Source organism: Marinospirillum insulare DSM 21763 (assembly GCF_000686905.1).
Lineage (GTDB): Bacteria > Pseudomonadota > Gammaproteobacteria > Pseudomonadales > Halomonadaceae > Marinospirillum > Marinospirillum insulare.
In genome coordinates this window covers 80,532-93,742 of record NZ_KK366037.1, presented here as the reverse complement: position 1 = coordinate 93,742, position 13,211 = coordinate 80,532, and the positions used below count along the sequence as shown (strand labels likewise).

The following is a 13,211-nucleotide window of genomic DNA, read 5'->3' as shown; positions in this document are numbered from 1 at the left end:
AGCGCATACAGCTAATTTAGCTATGATTAGTAGTAACTAAGACCTGACTCAGGCAAAAGGTGGTGCACGCGAAGGCGGTGGGCGACTAACAAAAACTGCTTGTTTGGCTGTTGTATTAAAGGGTAAAGCGTTGAGTCTGGCTGGAGTGATGGCAGGAGTTACAAAGGTTAATTCTGGCAGAGTAACCGCAGAAGCGGCAACGCATTGAGGGCAGTGAGAGGTAGGCTGTTGAGATTCAACCTGTTCGCCATTGGCATTGAGTAGAATACGTTCAGTTACACCTTGCCAAGAGCAAACTTCGATATAACCATCGGCATGAACAACCAGTGGCGGCACTGAAAAAGGCGTAAGCACTCGATTGACCATAACAGCCAAGGCGAGTAACAATAACCAAGAATTTAGATTACGCCCAAGGTTCACGGTTTAACAGCTTCCTTTAAATAGCCTTATTTTTCCGTTAGTTAATTTACCATCTTTTGCTCTATAAGCAACTGCTAGGGTATATACTGATTACCTAAACTGTTAATTATATTTCAAGGGCAAAAATTTGGTTGGTCAACATTTATCCGACAGTTATCTGTTTCGTTTTGGTGGTATTGCTCGCTTATATGGGCAAGAGGCTTTGGTAAAATTAGCCTCTTCCAAAGTAGCTGTAATAGGCATTGGTGGTGTCGGCAGCTGGACTGCAGAAGCGTTAGTAAGAACAGGCGTAGGTGAAGTGACTCTCTATGACTTAGATGATGTTTGCACTAGCAATATTAATCGCCAGCTTCATGCTTTAGATACTACAGTGGGTCAATCTAAGGTTGAAGTTATGGCAGAAAGGTTATTGCAAATTAACCCTGAAGCTAAAATTAATGCCCTTAGCCGCTTTGTCACCCTTAACAATTTGGCAGAAGAGTTAGACCAAGGCTTTGATGCAGTAATTGATGCTACGGACACTGTTCCTGTAAAGGCAGGCATTATAAATTGGTGTCGTCGCAATAAGGTTAGGCTGGTCGTTGTTGGTGGTGCTGGTGGTCAAGTTGATCCGCGTTTAATAAAAACCGACGACCTAGTGCGTACTACGCAAGACCCTTTGTTAGCAAAAGTGCGTAATCTTTTGCGTCGAGATTATGGCTTTACTCGAGATACAAAAAAGCGTTTTAATGTTGAATGTGTTTATTCAACTGAGCAGTTAGTTTATCCACAAGCAGATGGAAGTGTTGCTTGTAAAAAGCCCGACCTAGGTGAAGCATTAAAGCTGGATTGTGCAAGTGGCTTTGGATCAGTCACTTTTGTTACTGGTACTTTTGGGTTTATTGCTGCACAAAGGGTTATCGATCGATTAATAAAAAAATAATTTTTTTATTGCTGTTGTATCAAAAGCAGCTAATATATACCAAGGTTGTAAGGACGAACCGCTTAAGATAAAGCTAAATTAAGCCTAGCTGATAATATAAAATTTAAAAAGCAGGAGCACATTTCATGCCCAAAAAATACCTTCCTTTTGAAAGCGTTAGTCGACGCGATCTTCTAAAATTTAGTGTAGGTGCAGGGGTGGTTGGCCCTTTAGCACTAACAGCAGGTAGCGTTAAAGCTGTTAATACAAAAGCTCATATTGTTATTGTAGGTGCAGGGGCTGGTGGTATCTCTATTGCAAACCGCCTAACCAACAGCCTACAGGGTGCAAAAATTACCATTATTGATACCCGTGAAAAACACTACTACCAGCCAGGTTGGACGCTAGTGGCTTCAGGTGTTTGGAATCAAGCAAAAACCGAAACTCAAGTTTCAGATTGGCTACCCAAAAGTGTGAACTGGGTAAAAGGCATGGTTGCTGAATACGACCCAGACAATAACCAGGTTATTCTTGAAACAGGTCAAAGTGTTGCTTATGACCAGCTTATTATTGCTTCTGGTTTACAACTACGTTACGACCTAATTGAAGGTATGGACGTTGGGTTAATTGGGCAGGGCAAGGGTATAGGTAGTGTTTACGCTAGCCTAGATGCAGCAGCAGCAACTAATACTGAAATTAAGCGCTGGATTAGCAAAGGCAGTGGTACAGGCTTGTTTAACTTGCCACCCACAGCGCTTAAATGTGCTGGCGCACCATTAAAAATGACCTTTACCACCTTGCACCGCTTAGAAGATACGGGTCGTCGTGACGACTTTAATGTTGAGTTTATGACACCTTCTGGCAAGCTGTTTGGTGTTCCCTTCTATAATGACTTTGTAAAGCAGCGTTTCTCAGACCAGGGTGTTACCCGCAATGATTTCTGGACGTTAAAAGCTGTTGATGCCGATGCTAAAAAAGCAACTTACAGCGTTAAAGGCGGTGAAGACCAAGTTAAAGATTATGACTTCCTTCACGTAGTACCACCTATGACGGCTGGTGCAGCTTTAGAAAATAGCCCTCTAGCGTTTCAGCCTGGCGAAAGCTTTACTGGCTGGATGAAAGTTGATCGCGAAACATTACAAAACCCAGATTACCCTAACGTTTGGGGTATAGGCGATGTAATGGGTATGCCTAGCAACAAAACTGCAGCTAGTGTAAAAATGCATGCCAAGGTTTTAGAAGAGAACTTTCTAGCTAGCTTACAAGGCAAGCCGTTAACAGCTAAACACAACGGTTATACCTCCTGCCCTCTAATTACAGGCATAGGTAAAGCAATGCTGGTTGAGTTTGGATGGGACAGTAAGCTACTGCCTTCTTTCTCCTTTATCGATCCTAAGAAAGAATCTTGGACCGTATGGGTAATGAAAGAACGTATGCTGCGTCCTGCTTACTACGCCATGCTTGAAGGCAAAATTTAAGGAGAAAGTTACATGACATTTTTCGGAACATTAACCGTTGTTTGGTATTCCGCTTTGCCTTGGTTATGGCTAATAGCATTAATGGTCATTATTTTTCTTGCTCCACAAGTTATCGCTCGTATGAAAGGCTATAGCTTTGGAAGCCAAGGCGGAATGGGTTCTAAATACCTTCCACCCCTAGTATTTGTTTTGGCTTTGTTTTTAGTGCCTATGCAAACACAATCAAGTATCGCTTATGTGAATACTTGGGTTGATTGGATGAACCTAATTGGTGCATCCATTGGTTTAGGTATTTATGCTTGGTTCGTTTTCCACCCTATCTGTTATCTTCGTAACAGAAAAGCTTAATTAAATTTGAGCTTACTTGAGCCCTGTCTAGTACAGGGCTTTTTTTATACAAGGAATCCCTTATGTTGAAGCCTCAAATAAAGGCTTTCTTTGAGCCAGAAACTTTTACTTACAGCTACTTAGTTTATGATCCACACACTAGACACTGCGCAATTATTGATTCAGTTCTAGACTTTGACCCAGCCTCGGGCAGCACCTCGACTAAAAGTGCTGACCTATTAATTGCAGCTATCAACGAAAAAAATTTAAAACTGGAATGGATTTTAGAAACCCACGTGCATGCCGATCATTTATCTGCTGCGCCCTACCTAAAGACTCAACTTGGTGGAAAAATAGGCATAGGATCAAAAATAGTCCAGGTACAGGAAGTGTTTAGTGAAGTCTTTAATGCTGATTCAAGCTTCGCTACAGATGGTAGTCAGTTTGATCGATTATTTGATGAAGGCGATAGCTTTCAGCTAGGTGAATTAAAAATTGAAGTGCTACATACACCTGGCCACACGCCAGCTTGCCTAACCTACTTAATAGCCGATACCGCTTTTGTTGGCGATACTTTGTTTATGCCAGATTACGGCACAGCCCGTTGTGATTTTCCTGGGGGCGATGCTGCTCTTCTTTACCAATCCATTCAAAAAATATTCGCTTTGCCGCCAGAAACCCGGCTTTTTATGTGCCACGACTACCTAGCCCCTGGGCGAGATGAATACTTAAATGAAACCACCGTAGCAGAGCAGCAACACAAAAATGTGCATGTAGGTGCAGGCAAAAGTGAAGCCGACTTTGTTGCACTCCGCACTAAACGAGATGCCACCTTAAAAATGCCACGACTAATTCTACCTTCTGTACAGGTGAATATGCGTGCAGGACAGTTTCCGCCAGCCGATGATAATGGTGTAAGCTATTTGAAGCTTCCTTTAAACCTATTTAATTAAGGTAATTGAATGATTGATCTCCCCTACAAACGTCAACTAGAAGACGACCTTATTACTTGCGGACAGTTGAATGCCGAGCAAATAAAAGCATTAGCAGAAGCGGGTATAAAAACACTAATATTCAATCGTCCTGATGCTGAAGAACTAGGTCAGCCAGCTACTGCTGAGTTACAAAAACAGGCTGAAGCACTTAATATGCAGTGGATTTTTCAGCCAGTTATCTCTGGTCAGGTAACTGATGAGGAAGGTGTGGAGTTTGGTCAGCTCTATGCAGCAGCAGCCAAGCCAGTGGTTGCTTTTTGTAGAACAGGGGCGCGTTGTGGCTGCTTGTGGGCGCTTAGCCAAAAACAGCACAAAACAGGTGAAGCAATCGTTAATACAATGAAGCAAGCAGGCTTTGATATGCCTGATTTTTTTAAACGCCTTACCGACTAACACTAGGCTTAAAAACTGAGAATGAAATTACCCACGAGTACCGCTCCTGAAAATACTGAGCTGCAAGGTAGAGCTATGCGGCAAGGCTTGTGGGGGCTACTAAAAAGTGGCACCTATAATGCTAGCCTGTTTAGGCAAGATGCAACAGCTGCCTTAATTGTTAGCCTACTGTTGATTCCGCAAAGCTTAGCCTATGCTTTGCTGGCTGGCTTACCCTTACAAACAGGCTTATACGCCAGTATTTTACCCGCCATAGTTTATGCTTTCTTTGGTACGAGCGGTGTACTTGCCGTTGGCCCTGTTGCTATTACTTCTTTATTAACCTTTAGTGCTTTAAGCCCCTTAGCATTGCCAGGTTCAAGCGAGTACCTTTTACTGGCTATTTTATTGGCACTTATGTCGGGTGTTTGTTTGCTATTTATGAGCGTGCTACGCATGGGTTTTTTAGCTAACTTTTTAAGCCACCCAGTGATGTCCGCTTTTGTGAGCGGTGCTGCCATAATGATTTTATTGGGCCAGTTAAAAGGTGTAACGGGTATTCCAGTTACGGGTGCTAACCTGCCAGATCAGTTAGTGAGCTTGTATCATGGCTTAAACCAGCTTCACCTAAAAACGCTCGGGTTAGGTGTGGTTTTTTTAATTTTCCTGTATTGGGCACGCCATTCTCTAGCTAGTTTGTTGGTTAAACTCCATGTCAAAACTTCTAATGCTGCTTTATTAGCACGCATGGCACCTTTAGTTTTGTTGGTTGTTGCCACCTTAGGGGTTATGTTTACTGGGCTAGATCAGCAAGGAATTAAAATTGTAGGCAAGCTACCCCTAGGTTTACCCAAGATAGAATGGCAAGCAATCCAGCTCACCAGCCTGTTAGCGCTCTTACCTATGGCAATGATGATTAGCCTAATAGGTTTTGCCGAGTCAGTGGCTATTGCTAGAACTTTTGCAGCCAAACGTCGTCAGCAAGTGAATAGTAATCGAGAGTTATTAGGCTTGGGTGCTGCTAACCTAGTGGCAGGTTTAAGCGCTAGCCTACCTGTGACTGGTGGGCTTTCACGCACTGTATTAAATAACGATGCTGGCGCTGTTACCCCCATGGCAAGCTTACTTACAGGCCTAGCTATGGGGCTTATCCTGCTCTTTTTCACTGGCTGGTTGCACTACCTGCCTCAAGCTATGTTGTCCGCCGTTATTATCGTTGCGGTTTTATCGCTTATTGAATGGCGACAGCTACCTTACCTTTGGCGCTATAGCCGAGAAGATGCCTGGTCTTGGCTAGTGACTCTTCTAGGAGTGCTCTTTTTGGGGTTAGAACTAGGCTTGTTGTTGGGGGTGCTAGTTTCTTTAGCAGCCTGGTTAGCTAAAAATAGCCGTCCCCACATGGCGGTGGTTGGCTTGGTGCCAGGTACAGAGCATTATCGTAATGTGCAGCGTTATGAGGTTGAAATTCACCCAGCAATACTTTCACTGCGTATAGATGAAAGCCTTATGTTTGCGAACGCACAAGAAGTAGAGCAGCAAATACTTAAAGAGGTAACTCTGCACAGTGAGCTGCGTCATGTCGTGCTTATGGGCTCGGGTATTAACCATATAGATGCTAGCGGTGTGCAAATGCTCGTGCAGTTGAATGACCTATTAAATGAGCAGGGCATTTATTTGCACTTATCAGAAATTAAAGGGCCTGTCTTAGATAAACTCAAGCTAGTGGAATTTATTGAAGCTTTATCTGGCGAGGTTTTTTTAACGCAGCATCAAGCAATGCAAACTTTAATACGTGCCGAGGAAAGTAAAAAAAGCCTGAACTAGGTTCAGGCAAAGTACAGCGGAAAAAAATAGAGTAGTAGAAACTTAATAAACAAATAAAACGTGGTACCAACCAACAACTGCAGTTAAGGCAGGCATAGCCAACAAAACAACTACGCCGGTTGGAATCCATAAAGGGCTACAAGTATCTTTAAATTCTTCATTGGAAGTTGACATAACCTACCTCTTAAAATGTTAATAAATTGACCTGGATCACAGTTATTTCATTCTAAGACTTATTGCAGAATTTGTCACCCATCTATATTAGTACATTAAGGTATAAAGCTTACGACGCGCCTTAACCACTAAAGGATTCCCTTCTCCCAACATGGCAAATACTTCTAGAAGGGTTTTATGGGCAATGCCCTCTTGGTAGCTTCTATCGTCACGTAAAAGATTCAGTAAGCGTTCTAAAGCTTGCTCATGCTCGCCTTGTAGTAAAGCAGCCATAGCTTTTAAATAATTGGCTTCACTGTCTTCACGCTCGCCCAAGGCTGCTAGTTGTTCTGCTGTGGGAGCAACTTCGCTAAATTTTAAGCCTGCCATTAAACCTTTAACATCGGGTCGGGCTTTTTCAGCTTCAGGCAGATTATCTAATACAGCTTTAGCTTCAGAGGCTAAGTTTTTTTGTAACAACACCCGCGCTAAATCAATTTGTAATTCTGTGTCTTCTGGAAGTTGGCTAATGGCCTGCTGGAGCATTTCTTGTGCTTGGTCGAGTTCACCCTCACCAATCAAAACTTTAATTTGTTCTTTAAAGGCTTCTACAGGATTAGTTAAGTGCTGTTTCAAAAAAGCACGTATTTCGCTTTCTGGCTTAACACCATTAAATTGATCAGCTAGTTGGCCTTCTTTAACCAGCATAACGGTTGGCACACTTTTGACCTGAAACTGCTGGGCAAGCTCTGGCTGTTCTTCAATATTGATTTTGGCAAGAATAAACTGCCCTTGAAACTCATCTGCTAATTTATGCAGGCTAGGCAGGAGTGCTTTACAAGGTGCGCACCAGTCAGCCCAAAAGTCGACTAGTACAGGCTGCTGCATGGAGCCTTCTAAAATAACCTGCTGAAAGTTTTCTAAAGTTATATCAATAATATACGGGGAGTTGCTCATGAGGGATCTGGCTCCAACCATTAAAAAGAGTTTGTACTAAGATGGGGTTGGGAGCTGCTAATATCAAGCCCTAGTTAGCTAGGCTATTAGCGCCGCTTCCAAGGTTTGGCGTTAAACTCGCGGGGTGGGGGCTGGTTAGAGTTAGCTGCAACATTGTCTCTAACATCACGAAAATCTTTACCAAAAGTGGCGGCAGGGCGTGGAGGTGCATTCTTTTCAGTGCTCGCCTCTTTATGTCTATCTTCACTACGTTTAGCTGCTGCTATAGCATTGTTAGCGCTGCTTGCGGTAATTCGTTTAGTCAGTGCATAGCCGTGGCTTTCTAATCTATCACAAACCCATTGTTGGCCTTGCATACCCGCCCATAAAGGCAGTACAGCAACCCCAGCAATGGCGCTGAGTGAAAGCATAGGGAATTTAAGAGCCACGCCACCCGCTGCAGCTGCACCCATAAGAATAAAGCCAAAGAATAACAAAAAGGCTTTACCCCATAAGCTATTAGAAGCTGCCCAAATAAAACTCGTAATAAAGGCACTAATACTGAAGCCCATAGGCACAGCTTTATAGCCTTTAACTTTATGTCGGTAAACTCGGAAAACCTGCATCCTTTGCCTTTACGCTCTAGTGGATAGGGCGCAATTATCTATAATTGCAGTCTAGTTATGCTAGTACACTTAAGTAACAGCTTGTAGCTAGCAACCTCCTTGTTGCAAGCTTAAGCATTTTTTAAGCATCTATACGCTTGTACTTCATACGCTTAGGTGTGTCGCTACCTACGCGCTTTTTGTAATCTTCTTCATACTCTTGATAGTTACCCTCAAAGAATACTACTTTTGAGTCACCTTCAAAAGCCATAATATGGGTAGCAATTCTGTCTAAGAACCAACGGTCATGCGATATAACCAGAGCACAACCAGGGAAAGCTAATAATGCTTCTTCAAGGGCTCGTAGGGTTTCAATATCTAAGTCGTTAGAAGGTTCGTCGAGCAATAATACGTTAGCGCCTTGTTTAAGTGTTAAAGCCAAATGCAAACGGCCTCTTTCACCACCCGACAAGTCACCTACACGTTTCTGCTGATCGTTCCCTTTAAAGTTAAAGCGACCTACATAAGCCCGCGAAGGTGTTTCTACATTGCCGACTTTGAGTATATCAGAACCGCCAGAAACAGCTTCCCATACGGTTTTATTATCTTCCAAACCTTCACGCGATTGGTCTACAGTTGCTAATTCTACTGTTTCACCAATAACAACTTCACCACTATCAGGCTGTTCTTTGCCGCTAATCAATTTAAACAGGGTAGATTTACCGGCACCGTTACCACCGACAATACCCACGATCGCACCTTTAGGTACTGAGAAATCTAGGTTTTCGAATAAAACCTTATCGCCAAAAGCTTTGCTCACCTGATTAAATTCAATCACCTTATCGCCTAAGCGTGGGCCAGGTGGAATATAAATTTCATTGGTTTCGTTGCGTGACTGAAATTCTTGACTAGACAGCTCTTCAAACTGCTTTAAGCGTGCCTTAGATTTAGACTGACGACCTTTAGTCCCTTGGCGAACCCACTCTAATTCCTGCTGCACGGCTTTTTGGTGTGAGCTTTCTTGTTTAGACTCTTGCTCTAAACGGGTGTTTTTAGCTTCTAGCCAGCCAGAATAGTTACCCTCAAAAGGAATACCCATGCCACGGTCGAGTTCTAAAATCCAACCCGCTACGTTGTCTAAGAAGTAACGGTCATGTGTGATAGCAACCACTGTGCCTGGGTAATCGTGTAAAAAGCGCTCTAACCAAGCCACCGATTCGGCGTCTAAGTGGTTAGTGGGTTCATCTAGCAGTAGCATATCTGGGTTAGCTAAGAGTAAACGGCACAGGGCAACACGGCGTTTTTCACCCCCTGATAAATGCTCAACCTTGGCATCCCACTCTGGCAAGCGTAGTGCTTCAGCAGCCACTTCTAACTTACGCTCTAGATTGTGCGCGTCAGCGGCTTGAATAATGTTTTCTAAACGGCCTTGTTCCGCCGCAAGCGCATCAAAGTCTGCGTCAGGTTCAGCATAGGCAGCATAAACAGCTTCAAGTTTTTCTTGCGCTTCCTTAACAACCGCTAAAGACTCTTCAACTATTTCACGTACTGTTTTACTAGCATCTAGCTCAGGCTCTTGTGGAAGGTAGCCAATGTTAATGCCTGGCATGGGGCGAGCTTCACCATTAATTTCAGTGTCTACGCCCGCCATAATGCGTAGTAGTGTGGATTTCCCTGAACCATTTAAGCCCAGTACACCAATTTTTGCGCCAGGGAAAAAAGACAGTGAAATGTCTTTTAAAATTTCACGCTTAGGAGGAACGATTTTACCAACCCGGTGCATACTATAAACGTAAGAACCAGTTTGTCCGCTTTTGTTACCTTTAGACATATTTAATACTACCTATAAGTCATATATTGTGTGACTTTAAGTGGCTGACACACAATAAAAAATTGAAAAAGTTATATATTTATGAAGAGGTTAGCTTTGGAGTATTAGCTTATTAAAATTTAGTGCTATGGTGCTAGAAATAAGGCGTTAGTGCAAGAGAACCAAGCTGTTGTACTTTTCATTAAATTACAGCCTGAATAATGTGGCTGCTAGTGAATAAAAATTTTCATGTGAACTGCTTGGCAGACTAAGGTAGAATGCTAGGCTAAATTTTACTTCATTTATTCCCTCTCACCTTTGCCGGGGTAACTATGTTTAGCCGTAAAACCAAACTTGCACAATTTGATGCTGATATCTGGGCTGCTATGCAAGCTGAAGATCAGCGCCAGGAAGAACACATTGAACTGATCGCTTCTGAAAACTATGCCAGCCCAGCTGTTATGGAAGCACAAGGTTCGCAGCTAACCAATAAGTACGCTGAAGGTTATCCGGGCAAGCGCTACTATGGTGGTTGTGAACACGTTGATGTTATTGAACAACTAGCCATTGATCGTGCTTGCGAATTGTTTGGTGCTACCTATGCCAACGTTCAGCCTCACTCAGGTTCACAGGCAAATGCTGCGGTATTCTTAGCTTTAGTCGAGCCAGGTGCCACTGTTTTAGGTATGAGTTTGGCAGAAGGCGGTCACTTAACTCACGGTGCTAAGCCTAACTTTTCGGGTAAACTTTACAATGCTGTTCAGTACGGTCTAAATCCTGAAACAGGTGAAATTGACTATGCCGAAGTTGAGCGTTTAGCAGTAGAGCACAAACCACAAATGATTATTGCGGGCTTCTCTGCTTATTCCAAAATTGTTGACTGGGCTAAGTTCCGTGAAATTGCCGATAAGGTAGGTGCTTACCTCTTTGTTGATATGGCACACGTTGCTGGGCTAGTGGCTGCGGGTGTTTACCCTAACCCTATGAAGCATGCTCACGTTGTTACTACAACTACCCACAAAACCTTGCGCGGCCCACGCGGTGGTTTGATTCTGTCTGCCATTAATGATGAAGCTATTTACAAAAAGCTAAATTCGGCAGTTTTCCCTGGTGGTCAGGGTGGTCCTTTAATGCAGGTGATTGCTGCTAAAGCTGTGTGCTTTAAAGAAGCTATGCTGCCAGAGTTTAAAGAATACCAAGCCCAAGTGGTTAAAAATGCCCAGGCTATGGCTAAAGTAGTGATGGATCGTGGCTATGATGTGGTTTCTAACGGTACTGAAGATCACCTAATTTTAATTAGCTTAATCAGCAAAGGCCTAACGGGTAAAGATGCGGATGCCGCTTTAGGTTTAGCTAACATTACCGTTAATAAAAATGCGGTACCTAAAGACCCACAAAGCCCCTTTGTTACTTCTGGCTTGCGTGTAGGTACCCCTGCTGTTACTACGCGTGGCTTTAAAGAAGCCGAATGTATCGAGTTAGCTGGTTGGATTTGCGACATTCTTGATGATATGAATAACACGCAAGTTATAGAAGATGTTAAACAGAAGGTAACGGCGCTTTGTGCACGTTTCCCTGTTTACCTAGACTAAAACTAACCTTTTAGTTTGAATTAACCGGAGTAAGTTTCTTGCTCCGGTTTTTTTGGTTTCAAGCTAGAGAAGTTAGCGCCTAGGTTATTTTGCAGGTAGAATAACGCACTATTAGACTAAAGATCAGGTTCGGTTGCGATTATGCATTGTCCCTTCTGTAATGCCCAGGAAACGAAAGTAAATGACTCGCGCTTGGTTGCCAATGGTGATCAGGTTAGGCGACGCCGTGAATGTTTAACTTGTGGTGAGCGTTTTACTACCTATGAAACCGTTGAGCTAGTTATGCCAAGGGTGGTTAAGCGTGATGGCTCGCGTGAAGTGTTTGAAGACGATAAGTTACGCGCAGGTTTGCAACAAGCTTTACAAAAACGCCCTGTCGATACTGAAGCTTTAGAAGCTGCTTTAGCCAATATTAGACAACAGTGCCGCGCCAGTGGCGAAAGAGAAGTCGATTCTTTGTTTATTGGTGAACTGGTGATGCAGCAGTTAAAAAAGTTAGATCAAGTTGCCTATATACGTTTTGCTTCTGTCTATCGTCAGTTTAAAGACTTGGAAGAGTTCCGAGCAGAAATTGATCAGTTGGCAAGCGATCCTGCTGCAGCCAAGAAATCAATTTAAGATTTTTATCAGGAGTTTTTCTTGACCCTTCCTGCCACCTCAAGCTCTGCTGCTGAACACATGGCAAGAGCTATCCAGCTTGCTAAACAAGGTTGGTACACTACTCGCACTAATCCGCGGGTAGGCTGTGTGCTGGTGAATGCAGGCCAGCGGGTAGGCGAAGGCGCACATTTAAAACCGGGTGAACCCCACGCTGAAATTCATGCCCTTAACCAAGCAGGCGCATTAGCTAAAGGCGCAGATGCTTACGTTACCCTAGAGCCCTGTAGTCATCAGGGTAAAACACCTCCCTGTGCCGATGCGTTAATTCAAGCTGGCGTTAAACGAGTGTTTGTTGCTCAGCTAGATGCCAACCCTTTAGTGGCTGGGCAGGGTATTAAAAAGCTACAAGCAGCGGGTATTAAAGTGGTGCAAGGCTTGTTAGAGGACGATGCTAAAAACCTTAACTTAGGTTTTAACCAGCGCATGCTAACCGGAATGCCCAGAGTAACGGTTAAGCTAGCCATGAGCATCGATGGTCGCACGGCTATGGCATCGGGCGAGTCGCAATGGATCACTGGTCCAGAAGCTAGGGCCGATGTGCAAAAACTACGCGCTGCAAGTTGCGCTATTATTACCGGTGTTGATTCAGTGCTTATAGACGACAGTCGTTTAACTGTTCGTACTGCTGAGTTCACTAGCCTGTATGGCTTTCAACAGCCGTTAAGAGTTATTACCGATTCACGTTTAAGAATTGAATTAAACCAGTCTATTTTGCAGCAAGAAGGGCAAACTTTACTAGCCACCAGTCAAACCGCTGCTACTGCTAATCCACAAAAAATTGAAGCACTGAAAGCTAAAGGGGTAGAGGTTCTAATTGCACCTTTGTTGAATAACTTTCTAGATTTAACGCAATTACTAAAATTGTTAGCAGACAAAGGCTGTAATCAAATTCTGGTAGAGGCAGGTGCTAGTTTAGCAGGTGCATTTATTCAGGCTAATTTAGTGCAAGAGTTACAGCTTTATATCGCACCCTTATTATTAGGAGATGCTGCTAAGGGTTTAGTGAGTTTACCTAACCTAACTCAGCTAGCCGCAGCACCTCATTGGCAAGTTAATGATCTACGCGCAGTCGGTAAAGATTGGCGCTTTCTACTTAAGCCACTAGCCAGCAGCTAGCGGCAAACTTTATCGAGTTTGA

Annotated in this window: 14 protein-coding genes; 9 read left to right on the top strand and 5 right to left on the bottom strand. The window is 43.4% G+C overall.

Features of this window, described 5'->3' with window-relative positions:
* Nucleotides 1-48: 48 nt before the first annotated feature.
* The gene (locus BP27_RS0114145) at nt 49-420 is read right to left on the bottom strand and encodes a hypothetical protein (RefSeq protein WP_027852086.1); all 372 of its coding nucleotides are present in this window, start codon (nt 418-420) and stop codon (nt 49-51) included.
* A gap of 127 nt (nt 421-547) precedes the next feature.
* On the opposite strand from BP27_RS0114145, the gene tcdA reads away from it, so the two are divergent.
* The 6 genes from tcdA to BP27_RS0114115 all read left to right on the top strand — a co-directional run bounded on the left by tcdA (nt 548) and on the right by BP27_RS0114115 (nt 6,317).
* A complete protein-coding gene (gene tcdA / locus BP27_RS0114140; RefSeq protein ID WP_036240536.1) occupies nt 548-1,342 on the top strand; it encodes a tRNA cyclic N6-threonylcarbamoyladenosine(37) synthase TcdA in 795 nt (264 codons plus the stop codon).
* A gap of 125 nt (nt 1,343-1,467) precedes the next feature.
* Entirely contained in the window at nt 1,468-2,799 is a 1,332-nt protein-coding gene (locus BP27_RS0114135) for an NAD(P)/FAD-dependent oxidoreductase (protein WP_027852084.1), read from the top strand.
* Nucleotides 2,800-2,811: 12 nt separating this feature from the next.
* Nucleotides 2,812-3,147 (top strand): hypothetical protein, encoded by a 336-nt coding sequence (locus BP27_RS0114130; RefSeq protein WP_027852083.1) that lies wholly within the window; start codon nt 2,812-2,814, stop codon nt 3,145-3,147.
* Nucleotides 3,148-3,209: 62 nt separating this feature from the next.
* A complete protein-coding gene (locus BP27_RS0114125) occupies nt 3,210-4,079 on the top strand; it encodes an MBL fold metallo-hydrolase (protein WP_027852082.1) in 870 nt (289 codons plus the stop codon).
* Between the two features lie 9 nt (nt 4,080-4,088).
* A complete protein-coding gene (locus BP27_RS0114120) occupies nt 4,089-4,514 on the top strand; it encodes a protein tyrosine phosphatase family protein (RefSeq protein ID WP_027852081.1) in 426 nt (141 codons plus the stop codon).
* 21 nt (nt 4,515-4,535) lie between these two features.
* Nucleotides 4,536-6,317: a SulP family inorganic anion transporter gene (locus tag BP27_RS0114115; protein WP_150112083.1), complete on the top strand. Its 1,782-nt coding sequence runs from the start codon at nt 4,536-4,538 to the stop codon at nt 6,315-6,317.
* 42 nt (nt 6,318-6,359) lie between these two features.
* Here the strand turns inward: BP27_RS0114115 and BP27_RS17545 are convergent, their stop codons facing one another.
* The 4 genes from BP27_RS17545 to ettA form a co-directional block, all read right to left on the bottom strand.
* Nucleotides 6,360-6,491 (bottom strand): hypothetical protein, encoded by a 132-nt coding sequence (locus BP27_RS17545; RefSeq protein WP_281172158.1) that lies wholly within the window; start codon nt 6,489-6,491, stop codon nt 6,360-6,362.
* 87 nt (nt 6,492-6,578) lie between these two features.
* Complete coding sequence (gene trxA / locus BP27_RS0114105) at nt 6,579-7,427, bottom strand: thioredoxin (RefSeq protein WP_027852079.1); 849 nt, start codon at nt 7,425-7,427, stop codon at nt 6,579-6,581.
* Nucleotides 7,428-7,513: 86 nt separating this feature from the next.
* A complete protein-coding gene (locus BP27_RS0114100; RefSeq protein WP_027852078.1) occupies nt 7,514-8,032 on the bottom strand; it encodes a hypothetical protein in 519 nt (172 codons plus the stop codon).
* Nucleotides 8,033-8,153: 121 nt separating this feature from the next.
* Complete coding sequence (gene ettA / locus BP27_RS0114095) at nt 8,154-9,842, bottom strand: energy-dependent translational throttle protein EttA (RefSeq protein ID WP_027852077.1); 1,689 nt, start codon at nt 9,840-9,842, stop codon at nt 8,154-8,156.
* A gap of 311 nt (nt 9,843-10,153) precedes the next feature.
* Between ettA and glyA the strand changes: the two genes are divergently transcribed.
* The 3 genes from glyA (at nt 10,154) to ribD (ending at nt 13,189) form a co-directional block, all read left to right on the top strand.
* Nucleotides 10,154-11,413, top strand: coding sequence for a serine hydroxymethyltransferase (gene glyA, locus BP27_RS0114090; RefSeq protein ID WP_027852076.1), 1,260 nt, complete (start codon nt 10,154-10,156; stop codon nt 11,411-11,413).
* 141 nt (nt 11,414-11,554) lie between these two features.
* The gene (gene nrdR / locus BP27_RS0114085; RefSeq protein WP_027852075.1) at nt 11,555-12,031 is read left to right on the top strand and encodes a transcriptional regulator NrdR; all 477 of its coding nucleotides are present in this window, start codon (nt 11,555-11,557) and stop codon (nt 12,029-12,031) included.
* Between the two features lie 21 nt (nt 12,032-12,052).
* Entirely contained in the window at nt 12,053-13,189 is a 1,137-nt protein-coding gene (gene ribD / locus BP27_RS0114080; protein WP_245597855.1) for a bifunctional diaminohydroxyphosphoribosylaminopyrimidine deaminase/5-amino-6-(5-phosphoribosylamino)uracil reductase RibD, read from the top strand.
* The last annotated feature ends 22 nt before the right edge of the window (nt 13,190-13,211 follow it).

Excerpts from the sequence above, each read along its gene's own strand:
- BP27_RS0114135 (WP_027852084.1), top strand. The coding sequence starts at position 1,468 with ATGCCCAAAAAATACCTTCCTTTTGAAAGCGTTAGTCGACGCGATCTT.
- BP27_RS0114130 (WP_027852083.1), top strand. The coding sequence starts at position 2,812 with ATGACATTTTTCGGAACATTAACCGTTGTTTGGTATTCCGCTTTGCCT.
- BP27_RS0114125 (WP_027852082.1), top strand. The coding sequence starts at position 3,210 with ATGTTGAAGCCTCAAATAAAGGCTTTCTTTGAGCCAGAAACTTTTACT.
- BP27_RS0114120 (WP_027852081.1), top strand. The coding sequence starts at position 4,089 with ATGATTGATCTCCCCTACAAACGTCAACTAGAAGACGACCTTATTACT.
- BP27_RS0114115 (WP_150112083.1), top strand. The coding sequence starts at position 4,536 with ATGAAATTACCCACGAGTACCGCTCCTGAAAATACTGAGCTGCAAGGT.
- BP27_RS17545 (WP_281172158.1), bottom strand. The coding sequence starts at position 6,491 with ATGTCAACTTCCAATGAAGAATTTAAAGATACTTGTAGCCCTTTATGG.
- trxA (WP_027852079.1), bottom strand. The coding sequence starts at position 7,427 with ATGAGCAACTCCCCGTATATTATTGATATAACTTTAGAAAACTTTCAG.
- BP27_RS0114100 (WP_027852078.1), bottom strand. The coding sequence starts at position 8,032 with ATGCAGGTTTTCCGAGTTTACCGACATAAAGTTAAAGGCTATAAAGCT.
- ettA (WP_027852077.1), bottom strand. The coding sequence starts at position 9,842 with ATGTCTAAAGGTAACAAAAGCGGACAAACTGGTTCTTACGTTTATAGT.
- glyA (WP_027852076.1), top strand. The coding sequence starts at position 10,154 with ATGTTTAGCCGTAAAACCAAACTTGCACAATTTGATGCTGATATCTGG.
- nrdR (WP_027852075.1), top strand. The coding sequence starts at position 11,555 with ATGCATTGTCCCTTCTGTAATGCCCAGGAAACGAAAGTAAATGACTCG.